Genomic DNA, 26883 nt, shown 5'->3' on the forward strand with positions numbered 1-26883 from the left:
GAGACTGACCCATGGCACATAAAAAAGCAGGCGGTTCGTCCCGCAACGGTCGCGACTCGGCCGGTCGCCGTCTTGGCGTGAAACTGTTCGGTGGCCAGGCTGCCGTTGCAGGCAACATCATCGTGCGTCAGCGCGGCACCACCTGGTGGGCCGGTGCGAACGTCGGCATGGGCCGCGACCATACCCTGTTCGCGCTGACCGACGGCAAGGTGACTTTCCGCAAGGGCCTCAAGGGCCGCACCTACATTTCCGTGCTGCCGGCCAATCTCGAGGCTGCCGAGTAAACCAGTTTTAACACTCAGGTGCTAAAATTTCGGGGATCGGCGCAAGCCGGTCCCCTTCGGCATTCCGGACACCATGCATATCTATTTCGAGTACGAGGGAGGAATGACCTATGACTGACCTGATCGCGCCGGTTTTGCATCCGCAGACCGAGATCGCGACGGAACGCTTCGTTCTTCGGCCGCTGCGGCGGTCGGATGCGGGACTGATCGCGCATTACACTCAGGATCGCCGCGTGGCCGAGGGCACGCGCTCGATTCCCCATCCCCTGCCGCCGGGCGCGTCAGAGGCTTACGTCAATCGCGCGATATCGTCCGAGCGTGACGAAGATGTCTGGGCAATCGACGGCTCGGCGAACAAGCTTGCTGAACTGCTTGGCGTCGTGTCTCTGACGCGGATAGAACCGGACCAATCCGAGCTTGGTTTCTGGGTTGGCGCCGGATTCTGGAACACGGGTTTCGCCACCGAGGCTGTGGCGGCTTTGGTCGCGGCGAACCCGCATGGCTCGCGGACCCTTTTCGCCGAGGCATTTCAGGACAATCCCGGTTCGGCCCGTGTGCTGACCAATAGCGGGTTCGAATATCTTGGCGATGCCGAAAGCTGGTCGATCGCGCGCAATGCGCGGGTACCGACCTGGACCTATCTGCGCAAGATGGCCTGATCACGGCCATCGGCTGAACTGGAGTTGGATCAGGGCGCCCGAGGGCGCCCTTTTTTACTTGTTCAGGGTAACGGCATTTCCGCTGCCGCTGATGACGACCTGATTGATACCGGCGAGCGCCTCTTTCGAGATTGTCAACGCGGCGGTAATGGTGTCGCTGGCCGGATTGGCGGCACTTCTGCTGGCGGCGCTATTCTGCTGCGGCGGATAGCCGACCAGTCGCAAGCGCAGGACGCCGGTGTCGTCGGCGCGGATGCGGCCCTTGGGCAAGGGTTCCTCGGTGATCAGCGCGACATCCCACCAACCCTTGGTCGCGGGAATGGCGGTGACGACCAGCAGCCGGCCCTCGTACATCGGTTCCCATCGGGCCGAAACCACATGCGCGATACCGGTCCGGCCATCGAGATTGGTGGTCGGATAGCCCCCTTCGGGCTCTAGGCTTTGCGGCTGATTCGAACCGCCGAACCATGTTCCGGGGTTCCAGCTGCTGTCGCCCATGCTGTCGCCAAAACGGCCACACCCTGCCACAAGCAGCATCACGCAGCCAATTTGGCCCAAAGTCCTGATCCGCATTTGGCTGCCCCCGTTCCTTGCCAGTTTCCGCAGAGTGATAGGGCAAAGACGACAAAGGCGAAAGCCTCTTTGACCTTGGTCGAGTGAAGCGCTATGCCCGAGTCCGCCCGGAAGTCGCACGAATGCGAAAGGAAGCCAAATGGCCACGCCCGCCTTTGAAGAAATCGCCGAAACCTTCGATTTTCTCGAGGATTGGGAAGAGCGCTATCGCCATGTCATCGAATTGGGCAAGGCGATGCCTGCGATGGACCCCGCCTTGCAGGCTCCGGCCACCAAGGTCGAGGGCTGCGCCAGTCAGGTCTGGATTATGCCGCGCATCACTGACGGTCGGTTCGATTTCGACGGTGACAGCGATGCGCTGATCGTACGCGGTCTGGTCGCGATCCTGCACGCCCTGTATTCGGGCGTGCCTGTTGCCGATGTGGCCAAGATCGACGCTACATCCGAATTGCGTCGGCTGGGGCTTGAGGAACATCTGTCGGCCCAACGCTCGAACGGGCTGCGCGCCATGGTCGAGCGGATCAGAGTGCTCGCGGCCGCCGCCTGAGGATCAGCCGCGGCGGTGGGTAATCCAGCCGCCGCCCAGAACGCGCGTCCCCTCGGTCGCGTAGAACACGCAGGCCTGTCCGGCGCTGACGCCCTCTTCGGGGTCGAGAAGTTCGACCTCGGCGCGGTTCTTTCCGGTCGGGCGCAGGATCGCCGGACGCGGAGGCCGCGTCGAGCGGATGCGCGCGGTCACAGCGATCTCGCCTTCGAACGGCTCGTCGCCCAGCCAGTTGACCTCTGTCACGGGAACGATTTTCGTTGCAAGCGCCTGTTTGGGGCCGACGACGACTTGGCGGGTTTCCGGTTCAAGTCGCACGACATAAAGCGGGTCGCCAAGGCCACCGATGCCCAGACCGCGACGCTGGCCGATCGTGTAATGGATGACACCGCGATGTGTGCCCAGCACGTTGCCGTCCAGATCGACGATTTCGCCCGGATCCGCTGCGCCGGGCCGCAGTTTCTCGATTACGCTGGCGTAATCGCCATTGGGAACGAAGCAGATATCCTGACTGTCAGGCTTGTCTGCGACGGCAAGGCCGTATTTTGCGGCCAGCGCGCGCGTCTCGGCCTTGCTCTGCAGGCCACCCAGCGGGAAGCGCAGGTAATCAAGCTGTTCGGAGGTGGTCGAGAACAGGAAGTAGCTTTGGTCGCGATTGGCATCTGCGGCCATATGCAATTCCGAGCCGTTCTCACCGTAGAAGCGGCGGATGTAATGGCCGGTTGCCATGCAGTCTGCGTCAAGCTCGCGCGCGGTTTGCAGCAGGTCGCGGAATTTGACCCGCTCGTTGCAGCGGATGCAGGGGACCGGAGTAGCGCCCGCCAGATAGGCGTCGGCAAATTCCTCGATCACGGATTCGCGGAACTTGTTCTCATAGTCGAGGACGTAATGCGGGAAGCCCACACGCTCGGCCACGCGGCGGGCATCGTGGATATCCTGACCGGCGCAGCAAGCGCCTTTCTTGGCCAAAGCCGCGCCGTGATCATAAAGTTGCAGCGTCACGCCGATCACGTCATAGCCCTCGGCCGCCAGCATCGCCGCGACAACCGAACTGTCGACACCACCCGACATCGCGACAACCACGCGGGTTTCGGACGGAGGCTTGGCAAAGCCGAGCGAGTTCAATGGCGTGTCATGCGCTTCTGCGCGAGCGGCGGAGCTGCAGCTTGTCATGGATCGTCCTTTTGCGGCGCAGGCGGATATCATGCGCGCCGGATTTATCGACATTTATAGGCAAAATGACGGAATTCTCAAGGGCAGGGCACATGGGAAACCGTTTTGGCTTCACTCGCATTTAAGAACTCTCTGGCAAAAGCGAAGATGTGAAAGATGGGAATTTTACATGTTCGTCAAGAAATCACGCGGTCCGCGGACTGCGCATATGGCAGACGGCTCGATCCTGACGCTGGCCGACCTTCCTGAAGTCGGGATGCGATGGGTCGCCAGACGCAAAGCCATCGTGGTCGCGGCGGTAAAATACGGCCTGCTGAGCAAGGATGATGTGATCAAACGCTACGATCTGAGCGAGGAGGAGTTCGATACCTGGGCGCATATGATCGAGCGCCATGGAAGGGATGCGTTAAAAATCACGCAGTTGCAAAAATTTAAGCAACCTTAAGTTGCATTTGATGAGATTGGATCGTCGGTAACGCGATATTAACGCTTTCGTGAAACCAATAGTCCGAAATCGGATCAACGAGGGGCAACGACATGCGAATTCTTCTTGTCGAGGATGATCAGACCACGGCGCGCAGCATCGAGTTGATGCTGACTCACGCAAACTACAACGTATACCGGACCGACATGGGCGAGGAGGGGATCGATCTGGCCCGCCTGTACGATTATGATCTGATCCTGCTGGACCTTGATCTGCCGGATATGCACGGAATGGAGGTTCTGCGTCAGATCCGCATGTCGCGCATTGACAGCCCGATCCTGATCCTGACCGGCTCGGACGATACGGAAAGCAAGCTTCGCGGCTTCGGCTTCGGTGCGGATGACTATATGACCAAGCCCTTTAACCGGGATGAGCTGGTGGCGCGTATCCATGCTATTATCCGCCGCTCCAAGGGACATAGCCAGTCGATCATCCGTACGGGCGGCATGGTCGTGAATCTGGATGCGCGCTCGGTCGAAGTCGAAGGGCGTCCGGTCAATCTGACGGGCAAGGAATACCAGATCCTTGAGCTGCTGAGTCTGCGCAAGGGCACCACGCTGACCAAGGAAATGTTCCTGAATCATCTTTATGGCGGTCTGGACGAGCCGGAGCTGAAGATCATCGACGTCTTCGTTTGCAAGTTGCGCAAAAAGCTTGCGGCGGTGCTGAATGGTGAAAACCATATCGAAACCGTCTGGGGACGCGGTTATGTGCTGCGCGATCCCGCCACCGAGACGCAAGCGCCCGAACGCCTGGCCTTGCGCGCCTGACGACGTGATCCTGACCTCTGGCGCTGGACAAGGTCTTACGCCAGAAGCTATCACCTTGGCCCTGAAGAACGACCTTTCGCGGGTCTTAGTGGCGGAGGCAAGGATGGCCCAAGACAATAAGGATCACCCTGAGACCGGACCAGCAGGGTCAGCGCCCGAATTGCCCGAAAGCATGGCCCCCGATCTTGCTGCGGATGAAATTGCGCATCTGACACAGGAGTTGCTGCTAGCCGATCAGGCCTATCATACCGAGGATGCTCCCGAGCTAAGCGATGCCGAATATGATGCCAAGAAGCGTCGGCTGGCCGCGCTTGAACAGTATTTTCCCGAATATGCCAGTCAGGAAAGCCCGACGACCAAGGTCGGTGCGGCACCGGATGGCCGCTTCCCCAAGGCGGCGCACAGCGTTCCGATGCTGTCATTGGAAAATGCCTTCGACGCCGAAGATGTCCAAGCATTCGTCCAGCGTATCCGGACTTTCCTGAGCCTGCCGTCCTCTGCTCCGGTTGAAGTGACTGCCGAACCCAAGATCGACGGGCTTTCATTGTCGCTGCGCTACGAGCATGGCGAACTCGTGTTGGCCGCGACGCGCGGCGATGGTGCGCTAGGCGAAAACGTCACACCCAACGCGCGGACGATTTCGGATATCCCGCAGCGGCTTTCTGGCGACGACATTCCCGAAGTCGTCGAGATCCGTGGCGAAGTCTACATGTCGCACGAGGATTTCGAAAAACTGAACGCCTCGGATAGCGGCCGGACCTTTGCCAATCCGCGCAATGCGGCTGCCGGTTCGCTGCGGCAACTCGATCCAGCGGTGACTGCTGCGCGTCCGCTGCGCTTCTTCGCCTATGCCTGGGGCCAGCTTAGCCAGCCTTTGGCGGTGACGCAGATGGGGGCCGTTGAGCGCATGCTCGAATTCGGTTTCCGGACCAACCCCAACATGCGGCTGTGTCATTCGGTGGACGAGCTGATCGCGGTCTGGTCAGGCATCGAACAGATGCGCGCCACATTGGGCTATGACATTGATGGCGTGGTCTACAAGGTGAATGACCTTGGCTATCAGGCCCGGATGGGGATGCGCTCGACCACGCCGCGTTGGGCGATCGCGCATAAGTTTCCTGCTGAGCGGGCTTGGACCCGGCTTGAGGCAATCGACATTCAGGTTGGTCGGACCGGTGCGTTAAGTCCGGTCGCCCGCCTGCATCCCGTGACAGTAGGGGGGGTCGTCGTCTCGAACGCGACCCTGCACAACGAGGATTACATTGCCGGTCTCGGGGCTGACGGCAGCGAGATCCGCGGCGGCAAGGACATTCGCGTCGGCGATTGGGTCGAGGTCTATCGCGCCGGTGATGTCATTCCGAAGGTCGCCGATGTCGATCTGGCGAAACGCCCCGCCGAGGCCGTTAGCTACGCATTTCCGAAGACCTGTCCCGAATGCGGTTCGCCCGCCGTGCGCGAGGAGGGGGACTCGGCCCGCCGTTGTACGGGCGGGTTGATCTGTCCGGCGCAGGCTGTCGAAAAGCTCAAGCATTTCGTATCGCGGGCAGCGTTCGATATTGACGGTCTGGGCGCGAAGCTGGTCGAGGAGCTGTTCCGCGATGGCTGGATCGCCGAGCCAGCCGATATTTTCACCCTGCAGGATCGCTTTGGATCAGGCCAGCCAAGGCAGTTGAAGAACCGTGAGGGCTGGGGCGAGAAAAGCGCGACCAGCCTGTTCAACGCAATCGACAAGCAGCGCCAGATCGCCTTGGCGAAGCTGCTTTTCGCGCTTGGCATCCGTCATCTGGGCGAAGTGGCGGCCGCGGACGTCGCGCGCCACTATGGTAGTTTTGACGCCTTGGCGGCTTCGCTGGATCGATTGCATCCTGCTGCCGAGGCCCACCGCGCCGCCGATCTCGCTGCCGAGGCCGAGCGCGAAGCAGCCGAGCATGAAGGCCGTCGTGCCCGCATCTCCGAGGCGCGCGCTGCGGTGCTGGAACAGTTCGATCTGCCTCCCGATGCGCGGGCCGCATGGGAGGATGCGTTGTCGGCAAACGGAATCGGCCCCGTTCTGGTGATGTCGTTGTCCGAAGCATTCAGCAATGCCAAGGAACGCGCGGCGATTGATCGGCTGGTCGGTTTCTTGACGATCCTTGCCCCCGAAGCGCGTGCGACCGACAGTGAAATTACCGGCAAGACGCTGGTTTTTACCGGCACACTGGAAAAAATGACCCGTGCCGAGGCAAAGGCCCGTGCCGAGGCATTGGGCGCGCATGTCGCGGGTTCGGTTTCGGCGAAAACCGATCTGCTGATTGCTGGACCGGGGGCTGGCTCCAAGGCAAAGAAAGCCGCCGATCTGGGCATCAAGGTTATAGATGAGGACGAATGGCTGGCGATCGCCAAGGGGTAGGCGGACGTCCACCCGCATTGTTTCCGCTATTTGCCGGGCTCGAAACCCTGTCCGGCGTCGGCCCCAAGGCAGCCGAGGCGTTTGCGCAGATGGGCGTGACCCGTCCGCGCGATCTCGTGCTGACCTTGCCGCATTCGGGCATCCGCCGCCGTCCGATCACGCGGCTGGCCGAGGCGCATCCGCCGGAAATTGTCACCGTCACCCTGAACGTCGAACGGCATCACCCGCCATCGTCGAAAGGCCGGCCGTGGCGGGTGCATTGCTCGGACGGGGTCGGGGATATTCAACTGGTCTTTTTCCATGCGCGTAAAGAGTGGATCGAGGGTCAGTTTCCGGTCGGAGCGCGTCGTCTGATCTCGGGCAAGATCGAATTGTTCGACGGCATGGCCCAGATGGTGCATCCCGATCATGTCGGCCCCGAAAAATCTGCGCCTCCGCCCGAGTTCGAACCGGTCTACCCGCTTTCTGGTCGCCTGACGCAAGGGGTGGTGCAAAAAGCCGTGGCAGCCGCAATGTCACGCTTGCCCGAGGTGGCGGAATGGGCCGACCCTAGCGTCGTTTCGCGCGAAGGGTGGCCCCGTTGGGTCGATGCCTTGACGCAGGCCCATGCGCCGCAGGGACCGCAGAACCTGTCGCCGACCGATCCGGCGCGGGCGCGGTTGGCCTACGACGAATTGTTCGCGCATCAGATGACGCTGGCGCTGCTCCGGCGCGATCGCAGGCGTCAGACCGGCCTTTCGACCCATGGCGACGGTCGTCTGCGCGGCAAGGTTCTGGCGGGGCTGCCCTGGCCTCCGACCGGAGCGCAGACCCGCTCGGTTCACGAGATTGCCGAGGATATGGCCGAGCCGCGCCGGATGAACCGGTTGCTGCAGGGCGATGTCGGTGCGGGCAAGACCTTGGTCGCGTTCCTGTCTTTGCTGGTCGCGGTCGAGGCGGGCGGGCAGGGCGTGATGATGGCGCCGACCGAGATCCTTGCCCGCCAGCATTTCCGTGCGCTGGAGCCTTTGGCCCGTTTGGCGGGCGTCCGCCTTGAGGTGCTGACCGGACGCGACAAGGGCGACGCGCGGGCCAATATCCTGACCGACCTAGCCGAGGGCCGGATCGACATATTGGTCGGAACCCATGCCGTGATCCAGAAAACGGTCGAGTTCAACGACCTGCGCTTGGCCATCATCGACGAACAGCACCGCTTCGGTGTGAACCAGCGGATGGAGCTGGGGACCAAGGGCACGCATCTTCCTCCCGATATGCTGGTGATGACCGCGACGCCGATCCCGCGCTCGTTGGCGCTGGCGCAGTTCGGCGATATGGATCTGTCGGTGCTGGATGAAAAACCCGTGGGTCGCCAGCCGATCAGGACGACCGTGATCCCGGACAGCCGGATGGGCGATATCATCGAACATCTCGCACGGGCTATCGACGAAGGGGCGCGGGCCTATTGGGTCTGTCCCTTGGTCGAGGAAAGCGAAGCCGTCGATCTGACAGCGGCTGAGGCGCGGTTCAAGGAACTGCGCGCCCGCTTTGGCGATCAGGTCCGGCTGGTTCATGGGCAGATGCCTGCCGATGAGCGTGACGCGGCAATGGCGGATTTTGCCTCGGGGCGGGCGGCCATTCTGGTCGCGACCACGGTGATCGAGGTGGGCGTCGATGTTCCCGAAGCCACGATCATGGTGATCGAGCGGGCCGAGAACTTCGGCTTGGCCCAGTTGCACCAGTTGCGTGGGCGGGTCGGTCGCGGCTCAAAGGCGTCGAGCTGCTTGCTGATGTATCACGAGCCCCTGACCGAGACCGGTCGCCGTCGATTGGGCATCCTGCGCGAGACCGAGGACGGCTTCCGCATCGCCGAGGAAGATCTGGCCATGCGCGGTGCGGGTGATGTGATCGGAACGGCGCAATCCGGATTGCCGCGTTTCCGCATTGCCGATCTTGAACGACAGGGTGCGTTGATGGCCATAGCCCGCAAGGATGCGCAGGCATTTCTAGAACGTGATCCCAAAATGGAGAGCGATCGCGGGCGGGCCGTAAGGCTGCTGCTTTGGCTGATGGAACAGGACCGCGCGATACGCCTGATCACAGCCGGATAGCTGTCAATCACGATGTTCTTAAAATGTTCTTTACTTTGTTCCGATTCGGTGAGAACAAAGTGCAAACATAGCGTGGAGAACAGACATGAGCCGTGAAACTCTTGCCGATCTCGTTGGTGTCGTTGCCATCTCGCTGATGGCGATTTTTCTATTCTCGCTTCCGACCATCGTCCCGACGGGCATGGTCGCCTGATCCAAGTATTTGTCCTGCCCCGCGCTTCGCGAAGCCCTCGCCCGGCTTCGCACAGACCTTCCCCGGGTCGTGAGATTGCGCGCAACTGCCGACCCTTCGGGGTCGGCCTTTCTTTTCGGCTGCGTCAGCCCTGCGTGGCGTCGATAGCGTCCAGCGTGGCCTGCCATGCCAACAGGATCGAGGCGTGACGATTCGGAAAATCGCGGGCGGGCAGCAGGGTTTCAAGTTCCGCGAAGGGCTCGGACGGGACGGGGCCTTCGGTCTTGAGCATCGCGGTCAGTTCCTCGATCGCATGGGCGATTTCGTCGCGTGTGCGGCCGATGACAGCGCCGCCCAGCACCGCAGCCGAGGCTTGCCCCAATGCGCAGGCCCGCACCTCTTGCGAGAAATCTGCGATCTGGTCGCCGTTCATCACCACATGCGCGGTCACCGAACTTCCGCATTGCGGTGAGCGGCGATGCGCGCTTCCCGCAGGGTTCTCAAGCTTGCCCAGATGCGGAATATCCGAGGCAAGTGCCAGAATCCGGCGGGAATAAAGCTGCATGAGATCGCTGTCAGACATGGCGGACCTTGGGGTTTTCCTTGGTGCGGGTCACGATTAGATAGGGGCGACCCAGCCGAAAGGAAAGCCGATGTTCGACGCTGCGACACTGAAATACGACGGGAACGGCCTGATCCCGGCGATTGCGCAGGACCATCGCAACGGCGAGGTGCTGATGATGGCATGGATGAATGCGGAATCGGTGGCGCGCACGCTGGAGAGCGGCAAAGTCACCTATTGGTCGCGCTCGCGCCAAAGCTTCTGGGTCAAGGGCGAAAGCTCGGGGCACGTGCAGAAGTTGGTGGAGATGCGGGTCGATTGTGACCGCGACTGCCTGTTGGTGTTGGTCGAGCAGGTCGGACCTGCCTGCCACACCAACCGTCGCAGCTGCTTCTATACCGCGATCCGCGAGGGGGCCGAGGTCGAGATCATGCAGCCTCAGAATCCCAACGACTGACGGATTTCGGCGGCGCTCATGCCTTGTTCGCGGTAAAGCCGCAGAGCGCGGGCGTCGTCGCGTTTGGCAAGCCGCTTGCCCTGATCGTCGCGGATCAGGCGATGATGGTGGTAGCGCGGGAAGGGCAGGTCCAGCAGGCGCTGCAGCAGGACATGGATATAGGTCGAATCCAGCAGGTCCTTGCCGCGCGTGACCAAGGTGATGCCCTGCTCGGCATCGTCCACCACGACTGACAGGTGATAGCTGGTGCCCATGCCGCGACGGGCCAGAACCACGTCGCCGATGCCAGAGATCATCTGTTCGGCTGACAGGTGGTGCGGGGGGGCGATATTCTCATCCTCGAAGGCGATCCCATCAGCGCGCAGGTGATCCAGCGCGCGGGCCATGTTCAGGCGGATTGCGTCTTCCGGGCCAGACGCGGCCATTGTCCGATGTCGGCAGGTGCCGGGATAGACCGGGCCGTCGGGACCAATGACCGGCTCGACCCCTTCCTGCGGGGCCGCAAGCGCCGCGCGGATATCGGCGCGTCGGCATTGGCAGGGATAGGTTAGGCCCAGTGCCGTGAGGCGGTCCAAAGCGGATTGATAGGCAGGCAGGCGGTCGGACTGACGCATCGCGGGCAGGGGCCAGTCTAGGCCCAGCCAATGCAGGTCCTCAAAGATCATCGCCTCATATTCCGGGCGGCAGCGGCTTTGGTCGATATCCTCGATCCGCAGCAGAAACTGGCCGGAATCGGCCAGTTTTGCTGCCGTCAGTGCCGCGAAGGCATGGCCCAGATGCAAGGGACCGGTGGGCGAGGGGGCGAACCGCGTGCGGTTCAATTCTGCCCCGAGAGCCAGCCTTGGAAATCGGCTTTCGCGCGGTCGGTATAGGCCGGATAGCGATCCTTGCGGCCCTTGCGCCCGCCACGCATTTCGTCCAGCGGCGGATAAAGACCGAAATTCACGTTCATCGGCTGAAAGGTCTTTGCATCCGCGCCGCCAGTGATGTGATTGACCAGCGCGCCCATCGAGGTGGTCACGGGCGGCGGCGGAAGATCGCGGCCAAGCGCCTCGGCCGCGGCCATGCGACCGGCGAGCAGCCCCATCGCGGCGGATTCCACATAGCCTTCGACGCCAGTGACCTGACCCGCGAAACGCAGGTTCGGACGCGAGCGCAAACGCAGCCGGTCGTCGATCAGGCGCGGCGAGTTCAGGAAAGTGTTGCGGTGGATGCCGCCCAGACGGGCGAAGCTGGCGTTCTGCAGGCCGGGGATGCGGCGGAAGACCTCGGTCTGCGCGCCGTACTTCATCTTGGTCTGGAAGCCGACGATATTATACAGCGTGCCCAAGGCGTTATCGCGGCGAAGCTGGACAACGGCATAGGCTTTTTCTGTCGGCTTATGGGTGTTCGTCAGACCGACGGGTTTCATCGGACCGTGGCGCAGGGTCTCGCGGCCGCGCTCGGCCATGACCTCGATCGGCAGGCAGCCGTCGAAATAGCCGGCGGTCTCGCCCTCATGGAACTCGGTCTTGTCGGCGGCGAGAAGGGCATCGATGAAGCCCTCATAGTCTTCGCGCGTCATCGGGCAGTTGATATAGGCGGTGCGCTCTTCCTTGGTCTCGCCCTTGTCGTAGCGGCTTTGCAGCCAGCAGATCGACATGTCGATGGTCTCGGCATGGACGATGGGGGCGATGGCGTCGAAAAAGGCGAGCGAGCCTTCCTCGGTCGCAGCGAGGATCGAATTGCCCAGAGCCGGTGAAGTCAACGGGCCGGTGGCGACGATCCAGCGACCGTCACTCGGCAGTTCTGTCACCTCGCCGGGGGCGAAGGTAACCAGCGGCTCGTTACGCAGGGCTTCGGTCACGGCAGCGGAGAAGGCGTCGCGGTCAACGGCCAAAGCGCCGCCTGCGGGCAGGCGGTGGCGGTCGGCCATGGACATGATGAGACCACCAGCCGCGCGCATTTCCCAATGCAACTGGCCCACGGCGTTCATCTGGTCGTCATCCGAGCGGAAACTGTTCGAGCAGACCATCTCGGCGCAATCGCCGGTACGATGGGCGAAGGTCTCGATCGAGGGGCGCATCTCGTGCAGCACGACGGGCACGCCCGCGCGCGTGATCTGCCAAGCCGCCTCGGACCCTGCAAGGCCCGCGCCGATGATGTGGATCGGTTCCATGTCTTACCCCTTCGCGTCAGGCGGGCGTCATAGCACCCGTATCCGGCAAGAGAAAGGGCGGCACCCGCAAGGATGCCGCCCAATCCGGTCGCGTGAAATCCGCACGCGTCAACGCAAGGCTTATGCCTCGGCTGCGTCGCCTTCGGCGGCTTCCGCATTGTCTTCCGAACGCAGGCCCGAGGGAGCTGCGATGTTCGCGATGACGAAGTTGCGGTCGATCGTCGGCTTGACGCCTTTCGGCAGCTCGATGTCGTTGATGTGGATCGTGTCGCCGATCTGACGGCCGGTCAGGTCAACGGTGATGTGATCCGGAATCTCGGACGCGGTGACCATCAGTTCAACTTCGGGACGGACCACAACCAGCGTGCCGCCGCGCTTCAGGCCCGGAGCAGCTTCATGGTTTTCGAAGGTGACGTGGATGAACAGGTTCACGCGGGTGTCGCGGTGCAGGCGCATGAAGTCGATATGCGTCGGCAGGTCTTTGACCACGTCACGCTGAACGCCGCGGCAGACGACGCGAACGTCCTCTTGGCCTTCGACTTTCAGGTTCCACAGCGTCGACAGGAAGCGGCCTGCGCGCAGTTTGGTCAGAAGCGAGTTGAACTCGACTTGGATCGGCTGCGGCTCTTTGCCGTCGCCATAAACGATGCCGGGCACTTTACCTTCGCGACGGGCTTGGCGGGCGGCCCCCTTGCCTGTCCCCGCGCGTGCCTCGACGACCAGATCAGGGATCTCTTTGGCCATTTCGGTATTCCTTACATGTGACAAATTGCGGCCATCCTCCAAGGGTGCATGGCCGGAATGGGGGCCTATAGACCAACTCCGGTAAAATGGGAAGAACGAATCCTATTGCCAAAATGGAAAAGGAGTCGCTCTCATAGCGTGTGGGGCCATGTTGGCCGACAGCTTGGTCAGGGCGTAATTATGTTAGCGAGATTTTATTCGGTCGATTACCTGAAGCTGTTCCTTGCGATCGGGGTCGTATTTGGCCATTCGATCCTGATCAACAACCACCTCGTCGGGTGGAGCTTCGTGACCGGCATCGGGCTATTGCGAAGCATGGTTCCGGCCTTTTCGATCCTGTCCGGTTTCCTGCTATTCTTCATTCACCAGCGCGGAAAGACCAATAAATGGCTGAGCGGGCTGGTGTTCCTTTATGTGTTCTGGACTGTCTTTTACGCGCCGATGTGGATGCGGGGCGACATGCCGTGGTCCGAAGCCCTCTGGAACATGTTCTGGGGCCCGATGCATCTTTGGTATGTCGCGGGCCTGCTGCATGCGGCGCTGATCTTGTTGGCGCTTCTCTGGGTGGGGGAGAGGACGGGCAGTGGCGTGAAGCCCCTAATCGTGGGGGCCGTGCTGGCGGGCATTCTGGAAATCACGCTGGCGGTGATGACATTCGCCCCGATCTGGCAATTGTCCACGGAAGTTGTCCGGAACGGGCTGACGGTGATCTTCCCCTTCGCGGCGATCGGTTACCTGATCGCAAAGTTTGTCGCCGAACGGGGGATCGAGGCATTGCCACGCACCAGCGTGGTCTGGACTCTCGTGTTCGTTCTTTTCACGCTTCGGTTGTTCGAGGCGTCGATCTCGTTTTTCATGTACGGGCCAAAGTTGCCCGCAATTCCCGAACTGCCTCTGCTTTCCTATCCTGCGGTCGCCCTGCTGTTCATCGGGTTTCTCAGGCTTGATCTTCCCAAACCTGCGGTCGATCTAAGCCTGTGGTCGTCCAGCATATATTTCCTGCACATCTTTCTGATCCAGGTGATGCGACATTTCGGGATCGACAACATCTGGATATATTTGCTGGTCGGTGTCGTCGGATCTGTGCTGGTCGCAGAAGTATTTGTCCTGCTGCGACCCGTGTTGATGCGTTACTGGAAAACAGCGGTTGCTACGCGGACGTCAAAGGCTCCCATGCAGGAGCCTTGACTGGCAGATTACAGGTAGGGTTCCAGAAAATCCTTGGGGATCATCAGGTTGTGACGCCCCAGGTTTTTGACGTCACGCTCGCCGCAAAGCGCCATCGAGATATCCAGCTCCTTGCGGATCACTTCCAGCGCCTTGGTGACGCCCGCTTCGCCCATCGCGCCAAGACCGTAGATAAAGGCCCGACCGATATATGTCGCGTGGGCACCCATCGCGAGCGCCTTGAGGACGTCCTGACCCGAGCGGATGCCGCTATCCAGATGGATTTCGATCTTGTCGCCGACGGCCTCGACAATGTCCGGCAGCATCCGGATCGAGCTTGCCGCGCCATCAAGCTGTCGTCCGCCGTGGTTGCTGACGACGATGGCGTCTGCTCCGAAATCGGCGGCGATGCGGGCGTCCTCGGGATCGTTGATGCCTTTCAGGATCAGCTTGCCGCCCCAAAGCTCGCGTATGCGGGCGATCTTGCCCCAATCAAGCTGCGGATCGAACTGCTCGGCGGTCCAGCTCATCAGCGAGGACGTGTCGCCGACGCCTTTCGCATGGCCGACGATGTTGCCGAAGAAACGCCGCTTGGTTTGCAGCATTTCAAGACCCCAGCGCCATTTGGTCGCTAGATCCATCATCACCGGTAGGGTTAGCTTGGGCGGAGCGGACAGGCCGTTTTTTAGATCCTTGTGGCGCTGCCCCAGAATTTGCAGATCCAGCGTCAGCACCAGCGCCGAGCAGTTGGCCCGCTTGGCCCGCTCGATGATCGCCTCAAGGAATTCCTGATCCCGCATGACGTAAAGCTGGAACCAGAAAGGATGTTGCGTCGCCTCGGCCACGTCCTCGATCGAGCAGATCGACATGGTCGAAAGCGTAAAGGGCACGCCGAATTTCTTGGCAGCTTGCGCAGCCTTGATTTCGCCATCGGCTGATTGCATGCCGGTCAGACCGACCGGGGCAAGCCCGACTGGCATGGCGACCTTTTGCCCGATCATCGTGCTATCGGTGGTGCGGCCCGTCATGTCGACCGCAACCTTCTGGCGCAGTTTGATCTTGGCAAAGTCCGTGGTGTTTTCGCGGAAGGTGCTCTCGGTATAGCTGCCGCTTTCGGCATAATCGTAGAACATCTTCGGCACCCGACGACGATAGATCGTCTTGAGATCGTCGATACAGGTGATCACGGGCATTGGCCTTACTCCTATTGGTCGATGTCTTGTGGCATGTCGGGGTCATCGCAGGGCGCGCCCTTGGGGCAGGCATCCAGCGAGGCATTGCTCAGTTCATTGGCTCGCGCCCGCAAGGCGTCGGCCCGATCTGCCAGATCTGGATCATGCGCTACGGGTCCTGCGGCTCTGGCTGTCAGGCCGGCCGCGCGGCCGCGTAGGGCATCGGTTGTGGCGGTGGGATCTTTGGCCGCATCTGCGGCATGGGCGGGCAAAGCAGGCTCGGCCAGAATCTGGTTGGTCGGAAGCAGGGCAGGATAGTCCCCGATGCGGTCGTCGCAGCCTGTCAGTGCCAGCAGTGCCAGCACCCAACCGATCTGTCTCGCCGTCATGTTCTCCCCCGTCCGGTTGGGTGTCACAATAGTCGCGCGTTGCGACCGGATACAAGATGCGGTCTTTTCCTGCCATTGCCCGCACCATAGAACATGGCATGGCCCGAACACATGGTTCCAAAGCAGAAATTACCGGCCCGCTGGTTCGCGAATCGGCGTTACGGCTTTTCGCGCGCCACGGCTATGATGCCGTCTCGATGCGCCAGATCGCGGCCGATGTCGGTGTGCAGGTCGGTACGCTTTACGCCTATACGGCCGACAAGCAAGCATTGCTGGCCGATTTGCTGCGCGGCCATATGGAGGAATTGCTGGCCGAATGGTCCGATGATCCGGCGCTTCCCGCACTTGATCGTTTGAAATCTTTCCTGCGCTTCCACATCCAGACCAGCCTGAAGCGCCCCGAGGCGGTGTTCCTGTCCTATATGGAACTGCGCAGCCTTGCCCCCGAGAATCGCCGCGCCATCGCAGCATTGCGGCGTGAATACGAGGATGCGCTGGAAGCGATTCTCGCCTCGGGCGAGGCCGAGGGCACGATGAAACTGCCCGACCGCAGACTGGCGACGATGGCGCTGATCTCGATGCTGACCGGTGTCACCAATTGGTACCGCGAGGACGGGCGTCTGGACCAGGAACGTGTCGTCGCAATCTATTGGGATCTGGTTCGCGGCGCGGTCGGGGCCTGATTTCCCTTTTCAAGTCCGGTGCGCGAGCGGATATAAGAGGGCATGAGTCTTCCGCCCCAGTTCCTTGATGAAATCCGTGCCCGCATTCCCCTTTCACGCGTGATCGGGCGCAAGGTCGTCTGGGACCTGCGCCGTTCGAATCAGGCCAAGGGGGATTGGTGGTCGCCTTGTCCGTTCCACGGCGAGAAAACCGCGTCTTTCCATGTCGATGACCAGAAGGGGTTTTATTACTGCTTCGGTTGCCATGCCAAAGGGGATGCGCTGACCTTCCTGCGCGAAGCCGAAGGGATGAGCTTCATCGAGGCGGTGCAGCTTCTGGCATCAGAAGCCGGTCTGCAAATGCCCGAGCGCGATCCGCGGCAGGTCGAACGCGCTGATCGTCGCACCGAACTGGTCGAGGTCATGGAGCAAGCCGTCCGCTGGTACCGGATGCAGCTTGGCATGGGGCTTGCCTCGGAGGCGCGGGCCTATCTGGCGCGGCGCGGGCTGGACGATGCGGCCTGCGAGCAGTTCGGTATCGGCTACGCCCCCGATCAGCGTCAGGGCCTGTTCAACGCGCTGCGATCAAAGGGTATTTCCGACGCGCTGATCATCGACGCGGGGCTGGCGGCGAAACCTGACGACGGTGGCGCGCCCTTTGACCGATTCCGTGGCCGGATCATGTTCCCGATCCGCGACGGTCGCGGGCGTTGCATCGCCTTCGGTGGCCGTTCGATGGACCCGAATGCGCGGGCCAAGTACCTGAACTCACCGGAAACTGTTCTGTTCGACAAGGGCAGGAACCTCTACAACGTTGGTCCGGCGCGTGCGGCGGTCGCCAAGGGCAAGCCGTTGATCGTCGCCGAAGGCTATATGGATGTGATCGCGCTGGTTCGCGCCGGTTTCGATGGCGCGGTCGCCCCTCTGGGAACCGCGATCACCGAGGATCAGTTGCGCCTGATGTGGCGGATCTCGCCCGAGCCGGTGATATCTCTGGACGGCGATACCGCAGGCCTGCGCGCGGCGATCCGGTTGATCGACCTCGCGCTGCCGATGACCGCACCGGGGCAGGCGTTGCGATTCGCATTTCTACCGCAGGGGCAGGACCCCGACGATCTGATTCGGACCCGTGGGGCGGGCGCGATGTCCACGGTGCTGGATGATGCCAAGCCATTGGTCGATCTGCTGTGGCGGCGCGAGACGGATGGCAAGGTTTTCGACAGTCCCGAACGCAAGGCTGCGCTGGACAAGGCGCTGGGGGACGCAATCGGGAAAATCCCCGACAAGGACACCCGCGACCATTACTTTTCGGCACTCAAGCAGATGAAATGGGAGCTGTTCGGCCAGCGTCGCCGCGAGCCCCAGACCGCGCGGCCACGCCAGACCTGGCAACCCAAAGGCATGCGCGGAGAGGTGCTGCCGGTCGCGCCGGTCGCATCGACGCGGGCTTCGTGGCTATCCTCGCCCGATGCGGATGATCGCACCGCCGAAATGATGATCGAGGCAATGATCCTTGCGATCTGCGCTACCCATCCGGAACTGATCGAGCCGGTCGAACCGCGGCTGGAACGGTTGGAGCCAGCGGATCCCGAGCGGGCGGCCTTGGTCCATGATTTGCTGGCCGGAAGCCAGTCGCAGGCGGGGCAGCGCGCCCTTGAAAGCATCATGGCAGAGCCCCATGTCAGGACCGCTCCGGCCATTCTGCGCCCCAGTCCGGACGATTCGGCAGGAGGGATTCTGGCCAATGCTCTGGACCGGATCGAGGCCCGCCGTGCGGCCCGCGATGAAATCGCCCGCGCCGAAGCCGAGATCGAGGGTCTTGCCGATGAGGGGCTGACCTGGCGGGTGGCGCAATCCGCCCGTGCCCGTCAGCAGGCCGACCATCCCTCGCTTGCCGATCTGTCCGATTTGGGCGAGGACCGCGCAGCGCTTTCGGCGCAGTTGAAAGCCGCGCTCGAGAACGAAATATGGCGCAAACCGCGCCGATGACACTGTGCGCCGCCGTGCGAATCGGCAGCGCCGAATCACCAGGGTCTTTCACCATGGGGCGGGCTTTGATTCTGTCCGCGACTTGGTTAGAAACGGCCGATACGCCGATCCCGATTCGCTGATTCGCGAATCACCGCTTAAGGGAGCCAGCATGGCAGCCAATGACGACGACCAGAAGCCCGACACCAAGGACGACGATCACTCGCTGGATATGAGTCAGGCTGGGGTGAAACGCATGATCGCCGAAGGGCGTGAGCGCGGTTACATCACCTATGATCAGCTGAACGCTGTCATGCCACCGGAACAGGTCAGTTCCGACCAGATCGAAGACGTGATGTCGATGCTGTCCGAAATGGACATCCGCGTCGTCGAATCGGATGAAGAAACCGACGAGAACGATTCGGCCGGCCAATTGGCCACGACCGGCTCGGGCTCGCGCGAAGTCGCCATCGCCACCACCGAAACCGAGAAGCTGGACCGCACCGACGATCCCGTCCGCATGTATCTGCGCGAGATGGGCTCGGTCGAACTGCTCTCGCGCGAGGGCGAGATCGCCATCGCCAAGCGGATCGAGGCTGGTCGCAACACGATGATCGCGGGTCTTTGCGAAAGCCCGCTGACCTTCAAAGCCATCACCATGTGGCGTCAGGAACTTCTGGACGAAGACATCCTGCTGCGCGACGTGATCGACCTTGAAACCACCTTCGGCCGTTCGATGGACGAGGAAGGCGAAGAAGACGTCGTTCTCCCCGAGGCCGATGCGACTCCGCGTGCTGCCGGCAACGGCGCTGCCCGCGACGAGCAGGAATACGACGCCGACGGCAACCCGATGCGCCGCGCCGATGACGAGGAAGAGGACGAGGACGGCCAGAACCTGTCGCTTTCGGCGATGGAAGCCTCGCTGAAGCCGAAAGTCCTCGAAACGCTCGAAGCGATTGCGAACGGTTACGAAGAATTGGCGCATATGCAGGACAACCGCATGTCCGCCACGCTGAACGAGGATGGCACGTTCTCGGCGGCACAAGAGATCGCCTATCAACACCTGCGCTCGCGTATCGTCGGGCTGGTGAACGAGCTTCACCTGCACAACAACCGGATCGAGGCTCTGGTCGACCAGATCTACGGCATCAACCGTCGCATCGTGACCATCGACTCGGGCATGGTGAAACTGGCCGACGCGGCCCGCATCAACCGTCGCGAGTTCATCGACGCCTATCGCGGTGCCGAGTTGGACCCGACCTGGATCGACCGGATGGAGGCCAATAAAGGCCGTGGCTGGCAGGTTCTGTTCGAGAAATCCCGCACGCAGGTCGAAAACCTGCGCGGCGATATGGCCATGGTCGGCCAGCACGTCGGCGTGGATATCGAAGAATTCCGCCGCATCGTGAACCAGGTCCAGCGCGGCGAGAAAGAGGCCCGTCAGGCCAAGAAGGAAATGGTCGAGGCCAACCTGCGTCTGGTGATCTCGATTGCTAAAAAGTACACGAACCGTGGTCTGCAATTCCTTGATCTTATTCAGGAAGGCAATATCGGTCTGATGAAGGCCGTGGACAAGTTCGAGTATCGCCGCGGCTACAAGTTCTCGACCTATGCGACCTGGTGGATCCGTCAGGCGATCACGCGCTCGATCGCGGATCAGGCCCGCACGATCCGTATCCCGGTCCATATGATCGAGACGATCAACAAGCTGGTCCGCACCGGTCGCCAGATGCTGCACGAAATCGGCCGCGAGCCGACCCCGGAAGAACTGGCAGAAAAGCTGCAGATGCCGCTGGAGAAGGTTCGCAAGGTGATGAAAATCGCCAAGGAGCCAATCTCGCTCGAAACCCCGATCGGGGACGAGGAAGACAGCCAGCTCGGCGATTTCATCGAGGACAAGAACGCGGTCCTGCCGCTGGATTCCGCCATTCAGGAAAACCTGAAGGAAACCACGACCCGCGTTCTGGCCAGCCTCACCCCTCGCGAGGAGCGGGTTCTGCGGATGCGTTTCGGCATCGGCATGAACACCGACCACACGCTGGAAGAGGTCGGGCAGCAGTTCTCGGTGACCCGCGAACGGATTCGCCAGATCGAAGCCAAGGCGCTGCGCAAGCTCAAGCACCCTTCCCGTTCGCGTAAATTGCGGTCGTTCTTGGATCAATAATTTGGAGACCGCGTTCTTCCTTTATCGAAGCCGGACAGAGTTGACCGCAAGATCAACGCAATGTGCGGATATTCTACATGAGGCCAGAACGCGGAATCTCGAACTGGGTTTAACCGGCTATCTGCATCTTGAGGATGGCCGGTTCTACCAATGGCTCGAGGGACCAGCGCTTCCCTTGGACGATGTCGGGCAGATGATTGTCCGCGACCAGCGCCACCGCGATGTCGAATTTCTGTGGCGTGGCAACCAGACCGAACGGCGGTTCCCGAATTGGCAAATGGGCTTCGGGACTTCGAGCGCAGGTACGTTGTTCGATTATGTGGCCGATCAAGGTATTCAGGTCAGCGATCTGAAACTGTTCGCCACCGGCCTTCTGCAGTTCATGCAATTTCGTTTTCGCGAAAAATCCGGCTAGAGACCGGAACAGGTCGGGCGTCGGCCAGTATCGGGCCCATGCCTGCCGGAACCCTTGATTTCACGGGGTAAAAAGTGAACACTCGTTCCAAAGGCATAAAAACGGCCGGTCTGGGCCGGCCCTGAAGGGTGCGAGCAGTGGGGCAAAATATTCCTGCATGGCTTGAGGATAGTGGAAATCTTCAGGTCTTGTTGATTGTCTTGGTCGGGTTGGTCGGCGCGCTGTGGCGGTCGGTCCGCCGCTCCCGCGAGAATGTCCGCCTGCTGTCGGCGCGGTTCCAGGCCGCCGAAACGGATCTGCGCCATCGTCTCGATCAGGAAAGCATAGCCCTACGCGAACAACTTCTGTCCTTGAGCCGCAGCGAGACACGGACCGAGAGCCTGTCGGAGCGACTGCAGGAACTGATCGAAGAACGCGATGAACTGACCGACGCACTGCACCGCGAGCGCGGCAACCTGTCAAATTTGCAGCGCGAATTGGCCGAGGCCCGTCTTGCTGCCGACAAGGACCGCGAATCGGCCGAGCGTGACATCCAGACCCTGCGCGAACTGCGCGAGGAAATGACCGGTCAATTCCGCTTGATGGCCAATGAAAGTCTGCGCAGTCAGGGGGCCGAGATGCAGAAGTCTCATGGCGACCAGTTGAACGCCTTGCTGACCCCGTTCAAAGAGCAGGTGAACCGTTTCCAGACCGAATTGCAGGCCCGCAACAAGGCGACGGATGAGGAACGCGCCCGTCTGAAAGAGCAGATCGAATTTCTTCACAAACGCTCGGAGCAGATCTCGCACGAGGCGGTCGCATTGACCCGCGCGCTGAAAGGCGACAGCCAGAAGCGCGGCGCGTGGGGCGAGATGATTCTTGAGCGTATTCTTGAGGATTCCGGCCTGATTTCGGGGACGCATTATCTGACCCAGACCAGTCAGCGCGATGCCGACGGCAAATTGTGGCGTCCCGATGTGATCGTGAAAATGCCTCAGAAAAAGGTGCTGGTGATCGACAGCAAGGTCTCGCTGGTGGCATATGAAGAGGCGGTGAATGCCGAAGAACCGGACCTGCGCGAAGTGGCGCTTCGTCGTCACGTCGCGTCGGTTCGCGGTCACGTCGCCCAGCTTGCCGCGAAAGGCTATCAGGCACTGGACGAAGGCTCGGTCGATTATGTCCTGATGTTCATTCCGGTCGAAGGTGCCTTTTCCGAGGCCCTGCGGGTCGATCCCGATCTTGCCCGCTATGCGATGGAGAACCGTGTCGGGCTTGCGACTCCGACGACGCTGATGCTGACGCTTCGCACGGTCGATCACATCTGGACCGTCGAGCGCCGCGAATCGAATGCCGCGCTGATTGCCGGTCGGGCAGGGCAGCTTTACGATAAGCTGCATGGCTTCGTCGCCGCGATGGAAGAGGTTGGCACTGCGCTGGACAAGGCGCAGAAAAGCCATGCGGTTGCGATTGATCGGCTGACGCGCGGCTCGGGCAATGTCATCCGGCAGGCCGAGATGCTGCGCGAATTGGGCGCACGGACGCAAAAGCGGATCGGGCTGGATCATGACGGCGCGACTTTGTCAGCGCCCGAAGAGGCTGCAGAATGACGCTGTTTCGCCTGATCGTTGCGACGCAAGGCGCTGCCTGCCACGATATCACTGACGAGATCGAGAGGTTTCTGGTCTTGAACGGGGCAACAGACGGGGTTGTCACGGTTTTCGTGCGGCACACTTCTTGTTCGCTGCTCATTCAGGAAAATGCCGATCCCGATGTGCGGCGCGACCTGCTGGACTGGCTTGACCGGATTGCACCCTCTGCTGACCATGCGTCGATGGCATGGATCACCCACCGCTCCGAGGGGCCGGACGATATGCCCGCCCATCTCAAGGCGGCGGTGTTGCCGACCAGCCTGCAAGTTCCGGTCGAAAAGGGCCGGATGGTGCTTGGGACTTGGCAAGGGATCTACCTTGTCGAGCATCGCCGTGCCCCACATCGGCGCGAGGTATTGGTGAAGTTTCAGGCAGACTGAATAGTGTCGCAGTCAGTTGGTTCGAAGTTCCTTTCACTTGACAATTTGTTATGAAAACTTGCGTAACAAACGGGCAGGGTTGCAGTTTAAGGACCGGGGATGGCTTCAGGTAACCGATCACAAAGTGCTCAGGGCCTGACCCTGATCGCGCCACCGTTGGGATACGCCCTTCTGGTCATGGCAGCGCCGCTGCTGACCATTCTGGCGTACTCGTTTCTCAAGGACGGATATCTGACCGTCATCCGCGAGTTCACGCTGGATAACTACCGCGCGGTATGGACCGACCCGATCGTGCGAACGGTCATGCTGCGCTCGCTCGGGGTGGCGGCGCTGGTGACCTTGGTGACCGTGGTGCTGGCATTTCCGGTGGCCTATTTCCTGAGCTTCGTCGTCTCGCCCTCGAAAAAGTCGATGTGGCTTTTCCTGATTACCATCCCGTTCTGGACCAGCTATCTGATCCGCGTTTTTCTGTGGAAAGTCATCCTCGGCTATAATGGCGTGGTCAATTCCGGCCTGAAAACGCTGGGCATCATCGAGCAGCCGCTGAGCTTCCTGCTGTACAATATCAATTCGATGGTAATCACGCTGGCACACGCCTATGCGCCCTTCGCCATCCTGCCGATTTTCATAGCTCTGGAAAAGATCGACCGCTCGCTGCTTGAGGCTGGCCGCGATCTGGGCGAAAGCCGTGCCATGACATTCTGGCGTGTGACGCTGCCCTTGGCGATGCCGGGCGTGGTTGCGGCGTCGCTGATCGTGTTCATCCCGACCATCGGTGATTACGTCACCCCGGCGCTGATCGGCGGAGGCAAGATCCCGATGATCGCGAACCTGATCCAGTCGCAGATGCTCGATCTTGATAACCGGCCGCTGGGTTCGGCGCTGGCGGTGACGGCGATGCTGATCGTTGCCGTGTTCAGCCTGATTTTCGTCGCCATGAACCGTCGCTTCCTGAAGGTGCGGCAATGAAGGGCGGGGGTCTGCGCGCCTACGCGATCTGCTACCTGCTGTTCCTGTATGCGCCGATCGTGTTGCTGCCGATATTCGCGTTCAACTCGGGCACGATCATCGCGTTTCCGCTGAAGGGTTTCACCACCCAGTGGTTCCTGCAGATGTTCGAGAATGCCTCGATGCGACGGGCCTTGGGAAACTCGCTGACCATCGCGGTCTGTTCGTCGATCTTTGCCACCTGCCTTGGTGTTTTCGCGGCGCGTGCCTCGACGCGGTTCGAGTTTCCGGCCAAAGGTCCGATCATGGGCCTGATCATGCTGCCGCTGGTGCTGCCTGAAATCATCGTGTCGATCTCGCTGCTGGTCGTGCTGCTGTCGCTTGGAGTGCAGTTGAACATCCTGACCGTAATATTGGGCCACACCCTGATCTGCATGCCCTATGCCACGGTGATCCTGACAACGGCGTTCAATTCGCTCGACCGTTCGCTGGAGGAAGCCGCTTATGACCTTGGCGAAACGAAATGGAGCGCGTTCCGGCTGGTCATCCTACCGCTGGTCATGCCGGGTATCATCTCGTCCTTGCTGATGAGTTTCACGATCAGCCTCGATGAATTCATCATCGCCTTTTTCCTTGCCGGGAATGAGCCGACGCTGCCGACCTATATCTACAGCCAGCTGCGCTTCCCGAAACAGATCCCGATGATCATGGCGCTGGGAACGGTGCTGGTGCTCATGTCGATCATCCTTTTGACCATTGCCGAATATTTCCGCCGTCGCGGCATCGCCAAGACCGGCGCCAAGGATACCGGAGGCTTCCTGTGACCACTTCCAGCAGTACCGCCGCGCATCGTGCCCGCACCGCCGCCGCGCGACCGATGATCGAATGCAGGGCGATCCAGAAGCATTACGGCGACTACCATGCTTTGCGCGGGATCGACCTGACGATCCGTGCGGGAGAGTTCTTCTCGCTGCTCGGGCCTTCCGGATGCGGCAAGACGACGCTTCTGCGCACCATCGCGGGGTTCGAGGATATCCAGTCCGGCGTGATCCTGATCGACGGACAGGATATGGAGGGCGTACCCGCCAACAGCCGCCCCACCAATATGGTGTTCCAGTCCTATGCGATTTTTCCTCATCTGACTGTCGCCGAGAATGTCGGCTTCGGTCTGCGCCGCGATCCGCGCAGCAAGGCCGAGAAGGCCGCTGCGGTCGAGGAGGCGCTGGAGATGGTCGGCCTCAAGGGCTATGGCAAGCGCGCCTCGCATGCACTGTCGGGTGGTCAGCGGCAGCGCGTCGCCTTGGCGCGGGCGCTGATCCTGAAACCCAAAGTTCTGCTTCTGGACGAGCCGCTATCCGCGCTTGATCGCAAGATGCGCGAACAGATGCAGGTCGAACTGATCAAGCTGCAGCGGCAGGTCGGGATCACCTTCGTTCTCGTGACCCATGATCAGGAAGAGGCTTTGGTCATGTCCGACCGAATCGCCGTCATGTTCGATGGCCAGATTGCCCAACTTGACGGCCCCGAGGCGCTATATGCCCGTCCGACAAGCCGTAGGGTTGCCAATTTTATCGGCGTGATGAACTTTCTGCCTGCCCATGTACTGGGCGATACGCCGAACGGGGTCGAGGTCGAGGTGCCGGGCTTTGGCCGCGTCGAGATCCCCTCGGCCAATGTCAGCCATTCCGATCCGGGTGATGCCGGACCGCAGGTCGGCTTCCGGCCGGAAGCGGTCTCGATGGTCGGGGCAGGGCAGGTTGCGCAGGGCCGGATCACCGAAGGCGTGATCGACGAGGTCGTATATTACGGTGATATGACCTATTACGATGTCCGTCTTGATGGCTCGGCCAGCTTCGATGGCAAGGCCCGTCCGGTGCGGATCGCGATGCGTAACGTCTTTGGTCGGGAAGTGCAGGATGTCGGAACTCGCGCAAAGGTGAGTTGGTCGCCGGGGTCACTGGTACTTTTCCGCTGATCGCACTCAATCTAAGCGGGAAATTGCCATCTGTGATTTGCGGTGTCAGAAAGGCCGTGCGAGGTTCCTCGTATAAGCAACTGACGGAGATCTGGAATGATCGCACGATCCGCCATTCTTCCTGCACTGGCATTTACCGCCATCACCGCAACGACGGTTTTGGCACAGGCGACCGTGCCTGCATCCCCCGATCCGGCCGAGGCCACTGCGCAGACGCCGCAGGCGACCTCGCCCACGCCGCCTGATACCAGCGCCGCCTATGAAAGCGCGCGCAATCAGTTGGGTGTACTGACTTATTGTCAGGATAAAGGCTTTATCGACGCAAAAGCGGTCGAGACCCAGACCAAGCTTTTGGCGATGATTCCCGCTGGCGACACGGCCAAGGGGGATGCCGCCGAAACCAAGGGTAAAAGCGGGACGGTATCTGCCATGGGCGTCGAACGCAGCCTCTCCGAGGCGGCGACCGAGCAGAAGACAACGGAAGATGCACTGTGCAAACAGATGGACACTTTGCTGCAGCAACTCGCAGCGCAGATTCCAAGCTGAACCGGAGACAAGACGCGGCCCGCCCGTCCAACCGGATCGGGCGGGCGCATTCTAGACCGGCGGCAGGCCGGCCTGAACTTTTTTCGGCAGATGCTCCCGCACGATTCTGTAGCTATGCCTGATCCGGTGCGCCAATTCATCCGGCGCGGAATCCAGCGGCAAGGCAACCCAACTGCGATGCAGATAGGGCGCGCGCTCGGCGACATTGGTCTCGATCAGGAAGGTGGCCAGTTCGGGACTGTCGGTCTTGACCGAAACATGCGTTCCTACGGTTCCGGTCACCGCGAAAGTCTTGCCTCCGACTTTCCAGCAGTCATGCCCTCCGCCCCAGGGGTCGGACCATTCGGCCCCCGGCTGTGCGGAACATATTTCATTGACCAGTTCTCGGCTCATGGCACGAGTTTTGCAGCCTC

General features: G+C 61.2%; 28 protein-coding genes. 19 read left to right on the forward strand and 9 right to left on the reverse strand.

What is annotated here, in order from left to right:
- The first annotated feature begins 11 nt into the window (after positions 1–11).
- A complete protein-coding gene (gene rpmA, locus GL286_RS07075) occupies positions 12–284 on the forward strand; it encodes a 50S ribosomal protein L27 (protein ID WP_134679265.1) in 273 nt (90 codons plus the stop codon).
- Between the two features lie 110 nt (positions 285–394).
- Entirely contained in the window at positions 395–943 is a 549-nt protein-coding gene (locus GL286_RS07080) for a GNAT family N-acetyltransferase (RefSeq protein ID WP_155094836.1), read from the forward strand.
- A gap of 54 nt (positions 944–997) precedes the next feature.
- Here the strand turns inward: GL286_RS07080 and GL286_RS07085 are convergent, their stop codons facing one another.
- Positions 998–1516, reverse strand: coding sequence for a hypothetical protein (locus GL286_RS07085; protein ID WP_246184862.1), 519 nt, complete (start codon positions 1514–1516; stop codon positions 998–1000).
- Between the two features lie 139 nt (positions 1517–1655).
- Here GL286_RS07085 and GL286_RS07090 point away from each other — a divergent pair, with 139 nt between their 5' ends.
- Positions 1656–2063: a SufE family protein gene (locus tag GL286_RS07090; RefSeq protein WP_155094837.1), complete on the forward strand. Its 408-nt coding sequence runs from the start codon at positions 1656–1658 to the stop codon at positions 2061–2063.
- Between the two features lie 3 nt (positions 2064–2066).
- Here GL286_RS07090 and mnmA read toward each other — a convergent pair whose 3' ends face one another.
- Positions 2067–3233 (reverse strand): tRNA 2-thiouridine(34) synthase MnmA, encoded by a 1167-nt coding sequence (gene mnmA, locus GL286_RS07095; protein ID WP_155094838.1) that lies wholly within the window; start codon positions 3231–3233, stop codon positions 2067–2069.
- A gap of 169 nt (positions 3234–3402) precedes the next feature.
- On the opposite strand from mnmA, the gene sciP reads away from it, so the two are divergent.
- From sciP to recG, 4 genes are all read left to right on the forward strand, one after another.
- Complete coding sequence (gene sciP, locus GL286_RS07100; RefSeq protein WP_155094933.1) at positions 3403–3678, forward strand: CtrA inhibitor SciP; 276 nt, start codon at positions 3403–3405, stop codon at positions 3676–3678.
- 92 nt (positions 3679–3770) lie between these two features.
- A complete protein-coding gene (gene ctrA / locus GL286_RS07105) occupies positions 3771–4487 on the forward strand; it encodes a response regulator transcription factor CtrA (RefSeq protein ID WP_155094839.1) in 717 nt (238 codons plus the stop codon).
- Positions 4488–4590: 103 nt separating this feature from the next.
- A complete protein-coding gene (gene ligA, locus GL286_RS07110) occupies positions 4591–6876 on the forward strand; it encodes an NAD-dependent DNA ligase LigA (RefSeq protein ID WP_425496090.1) in 2286 nt (761 codons plus the stop codon).
- On the forward strand, positions 6852–8963 hold the full coding sequence (gene recG, locus GL286_RS07115) for an ATP-dependent DNA helicase RecG (RefSeq protein WP_155094840.1): 2112 nt from the start codon (positions 6852–6854) through the stop codon (positions 8961–8963). The genes ligA and recG overlap by 25 nt, the downstream gene beginning before the upstream one ends.
- A gap of 317 nt (positions 8964–9280) precedes the next feature.
- Here recG and GL286_RS07120 read toward each other — a convergent pair whose 3' ends face one another.
- Positions 9281–9718, reverse strand: coding sequence for an iron-sulfur cluster assembly scaffold protein (locus tag GL286_RS07120; RefSeq protein WP_155094841.1), 438 nt, complete (start codon positions 9716–9718; stop codon positions 9281–9283).
- Positions 9719–9788: 70 nt separating this feature from the next.
- Between GL286_RS07120 and hisI the strand changes: the two genes are divergently transcribed.
- A complete protein-coding gene (gene hisI / locus GL286_RS07125) occupies positions 9789–10154 on the forward strand; it encodes a phosphoribosyl-AMP cyclohydrolase (protein ID WP_155094842.1) in 366 nt (121 codons plus the stop codon).
- Here the strand turns inward: hisI and gluQRS are convergent.
- The 3 genes from gluQRS to GL286_RS07140 form a co-directional block, all read right to left on the reverse strand.
- Entirely contained in the window at positions 10136–10975 is an 840-nt protein-coding gene (gene gluQRS, locus GL286_RS07130) for a tRNA glutamyl-Q(34) synthetase GluQRS (protein WP_155094843.1), read from the reverse strand. The genes hisI and gluQRS overlap by 19 nt on opposite strands.
- Entirely contained in the window at positions 10972–12312 is a 1341-nt protein-coding gene (gene trmFO, locus GL286_RS07135) for a methylenetetrahydrofolate--tRNA-(uracil(54)-C(5))-methyltransferase (FADH(2)-oxidizing) TrmFO (protein ID WP_155094844.1), read from the reverse strand. Before trmFO ends, gluQRS begins: the two co-directional genes overlap by 4 nt.
- A gap of 120 nt (positions 12313–12432) precedes the next feature.
- A complete protein-coding gene (locus tag GL286_RS07140; RefSeq protein ID WP_155094845.1) occupies positions 12433–13056 on the reverse strand; it encodes a 50S ribosomal protein L25/general stress protein Ctc in 624 nt (207 codons plus the stop codon).
- Between the two features lie 180 nt (positions 13057–13236).
- Between GL286_RS07140 and GL286_RS07145 the strand changes: the two genes are divergently transcribed.
- On the forward strand, positions 13237–14244 hold the full coding sequence (locus GL286_RS07145) for an acyltransferase family protein (RefSeq protein WP_170295081.1): 1008 nt from the start codon (positions 13237–13239) through the stop codon (positions 14242–14244).
- A gap of 8 nt (positions 14245–14252) precedes the next feature.
- Here the strand turns inward: GL286_RS07145 and GL286_RS07150 are convergent, their stop codons facing one another.
- Positions 14253–15416, reverse strand: a complete 1164-nt coding sequence (locus tag GL286_RS07150; RefSeq protein WP_155094847.1) for an alpha-hydroxy acid oxidase — start codon at positions 15414–15416, stop codon at positions 14253–14255.
- Between the two features lie 11 nt (positions 15417–15427).
- Positions 15428–15784 carry a hypothetical protein gene (locus tag GL286_RS07155; RefSeq protein ID WP_155094848.1) on the reverse strand — a complete coding sequence of 119 codons (357 nt, stop codon included), beginning with the start codon at positions 15782–15784 and terminating at the stop codon, positions 15428–15430.
- A 98-nt stretch (positions 15785–15882) separates the two neighbouring features.
- Here GL286_RS07155 and GL286_RS07160 point away from each other — a divergent pair, with 98 nt between their 5' ends.
- The 10 genes from GL286_RS07160 (at position 15883) to GL286_RS07205 (ending at position 26470) form a co-directional block, all read left to right on the forward strand.
- Positions 15883–16467, forward strand: a complete 585-nt coding sequence (locus tag GL286_RS07160; protein ID WP_155094935.1) for a TetR/AcrR family transcriptional regulator — start codon at positions 15883–15885, stop codon at positions 16465–16467.
- Between the two features lie 42 nt (positions 16468–16509).
- Positions 16510–18435 carry a DNA primase gene (gene dnaG, locus GL286_RS07165; RefSeq protein WP_155094849.1) on the forward strand — a complete coding sequence of 642 codons (1926 nt, stop codon included), beginning with the start codon at positions 16510–16512 and terminating at the stop codon, positions 18433–18435.
- 151 nt (positions 18436–18586) lie between these two features.
- Positions 18587–20578, forward strand: coding sequence for an RNA polymerase sigma factor RpoD (gene rpoD / locus GL286_RS07170; protein WP_155094850.1), 1992 nt, complete (start codon positions 18587–18589; stop codon positions 20576–20578).
- 1 nt (position 20579) lies between these two features.
- Positions 20580–20993 (forward strand): BLUF domain-containing protein, encoded by a 414-nt coding sequence (locus GL286_RS07175; RefSeq protein WP_155094851.1) that lies wholly within the window; start codon positions 20580–20582, stop codon positions 20991–20993.
- Positions 20994–21130: 137 nt separating this feature from the next.
- Positions 21131–22579, forward strand: coding sequence for a DNA recombination protein RmuC (locus GL286_RS07180; RefSeq protein ID WP_170295083.1), 1449 nt, complete (start codon positions 21131–21133; stop codon positions 22577–22579).
- Complete coding sequence (locus GL286_RS07185; protein ID WP_155094852.1) at positions 22576–23001, forward strand: secondary thiamine-phosphate synthase enzyme YjbQ; 426 nt, start codon at positions 22576–22578, stop codon at positions 22999–23001. Before GL286_RS07180 ends, GL286_RS07185 begins: the two co-directional genes overlap by 4 nt.
- Before the next feature lie 99 nt (positions 23002–23100).
- Positions 23101–23970, forward strand: a complete 870-nt coding sequence (locus GL286_RS07190) for an ABC transporter permease (RefSeq protein ID WP_155094853.1) — start codon at positions 23101–23103, stop codon at positions 23968–23970.
- Entirely contained in the window at positions 23967–24773 is an 807-nt protein-coding gene (locus GL286_RS07195; protein ID WP_155094854.1) for an ABC transporter permease, read from the forward strand. The genes GL286_RS07190 and GL286_RS07195 overlap by 4 nt, the downstream gene beginning before the upstream one ends.
- Positions 24774–24826: 53 nt before the next feature.
- Positions 24827–25924 (forward strand): ABC transporter ATP-binding protein, encoded by a 1098-nt coding sequence (locus GL286_RS07200; protein WP_155094937.1) that lies wholly within the window; start codon positions 24827–24829, stop codon positions 25922–25924.
- A 96-nt stretch (positions 25925–26020) separates the two neighbouring features.
- Positions 26021–26470, forward strand: coding sequence for a pore-forming ESAT-6 family protein (locus GL286_RS07205; RefSeq protein ID WP_155094855.1), 450 nt, complete (start codon positions 26021–26023; stop codon positions 26468–26470).
- A 51-nt stretch (positions 26471–26521) separates the two neighbouring features.
- On the opposite strand, the gene GL286_RS07210 is transcribed toward GL286_RS07205, so the two are convergent.
- The gene (locus tag GL286_RS07210) at positions 26522–26863 is read right to left on the reverse strand and encodes an MmcQ/YjbR family DNA-binding protein (RefSeq protein ID WP_155094856.1); all 342 of its coding nucleotides are present in this window, start codon (positions 26861–26863) and stop codon (positions 26522–26524) included.
- Positions 26864–26883: the final 20 nt, after the last annotated feature.

The organism is Paracoccus aestuariivivens, from assembly GCF_009711225.1.
GTDB lineage: Bacteria > Pseudomonadota > Alphaproteobacteria > Rhodobacterales > Rhodobacteraceae > Paracoccus > Paracoccus aestuariivivens.

Bases quoted from the DNA above. Each gene is read 5' to 3' on its own strand.
- rpmA (WP_134679265.1), top strand. From the start codon at position 12: ATGGCACATAAAAAAGCAGGCGGTTCGTCCCGCAACGGTCGCGACTCG.
- GL286_RS07185 (WP_155094852.1), top strand. From the start codon at position 22,576: ATGACGCTGTTTCGCCTGATCGTTGCGACGCAAGGCGCTGCCTGCCAC.
- mnmA (WP_155094838.1), bottom strand. From the start codon at position 3,233: ATGACAAGCTGCAGCTCCGCCGCTCGCGCAGAAGCGCATGACACGCCA.
- GL286_RS07090 (WP_155094837.1), top strand. From the start codon at position 1,656: ATGGCCACGCCCGCCTTTGAAGAAATCGCCGAAACCTTCGATTTTCTC.
- GL286_RS07195 (WP_155094854.1), top strand. From the start codon at position 23,967: ATGAAGGGCGGGGGTCTGCGCGCCTACGCGATCTGCTACCTGCTGTTC.
- sciP (WP_155094933.1), top strand. From the start codon at position 3,403: ATGTTCGTCAAGAAATCACGCGGTCCGCGGACTGCGCATATGGCAGAC.
- ctrA (WP_155094839.1), top strand. From the start codon at position 3,771: ATGCGAATTCTTCTTGTCGAGGATGATCAGACCACGGCGCGCAGCATC.
- GL286_RS07140 (WP_155094845.1), bottom strand. From the start codon at position 13,056: ATGGCCAAAGAGATCCCTGATCTGGTCGTCGAGGCACGCGCGGGGACA.
- GL286_RS07160 (WP_155094935.1), top strand. From the start codon at position 15,883: ATGGCCCGAACACATGGTTCCAAAGCAGAAATTACCGGCCCGCTGGTT.
- GL286_RS07200 (WP_155094937.1), top strand. From the start codon at position 24,827: ATGATCGAATGCAGGGCGATCCAGAAGCATTACGGCGACTACCATGCT.
- GL286_RS07210 (WP_155094856.1), bottom strand. From the start codon at position 26,863: ATGAGCCGAGAACTGGTCAATGAAATATGTTCCGCACAGCCGGGGGCC.
- ligA (WP_425496090.1), top strand. From the start codon at position 4,591: ATGGCCCAAGACAATAAGGATCACCCTGAGACCGGACCAGCAGGGTCA.
- GL286_RS07145 (WP_170295081.1), top strand. From the start codon at position 13,237: ATGTTAGCGAGATTTTATTCGGTCGATTACCTGAAGCTGTTCCTTGCG.
- rpoD (WP_155094850.1), top strand. From the start codon at position 18,587: ATGGCAGCCAATGACGACGACCAGAAGCCCGACACCAAGGACGACGAT.
- dnaG (WP_155094849.1), top strand. From the start codon at position 16,510: ATGAGTCTTCCGCCCCAGTTCCTTGATGAAATCCGTGCCCGCATTCCC.
- GL286_RS07155 (WP_155094848.1), bottom strand. From the start codon at position 15,784: ATGACGGCGAGACAGATCGGTTGGGTGCTGGCACTGCTGGCACTGACA.
- GL286_RS07190 (WP_155094853.1), top strand. From the start codon at position 23,101: ATGGCTTCAGGTAACCGATCACAAAGTGCTCAGGGCCTGACCCTGATC.
- trmFO (WP_155094844.1), bottom strand. From the start codon at position 12,312: ATGGAACCGATCCACATCATCGGCGCGGGCCTTGCAGGGTCCGAGGCG.
- recG (WP_155094840.1), top strand. From the start codon at position 6,852: ATGGCTGGCGATCGCCAAGGGGTAGGCGGACGTCCACCCGCATTGTTT.
- hisI (WP_155094842.1), top strand. From the start codon at position 9,789: ATGTTCGACGCTGCGACACTGAAATACGACGGGAACGGCCTGATCCCG.
- GL286_RS07085 (WP_246184862.1), bottom strand. From the start codon at position 1,516: ATGCGGATCAGGACTTTGGGCCAAATTGGCTGCGTGATGCTGCTTGTG.
- GL286_RS07080 (WP_155094836.1), top strand. From the start codon at position 395: ATGACTGACCTGATCGCGCCGGTTTTGCATCCGCAGACCGAGATCGCG.
- GL286_RS07120 (WP_155094841.1), bottom strand. From the start codon at position 9,718: ATGTCTGACAGCGATCTCATGCAGCTTTATTCCCGCCGGATTCTGGCA.
- GL286_RS07150 (WP_155094847.1), bottom strand. From the start codon at position 15,416: ATGCCCGTGATCACCTGTATCGACGATCTCAAGACGATCTATCGTCGT.
- GL286_RS07205 (WP_155094855.1), top strand. From the start codon at position 26,021: ATGATCGCACGATCCGCCATTCTTCCTGCACTGGCATTTACCGCCATC.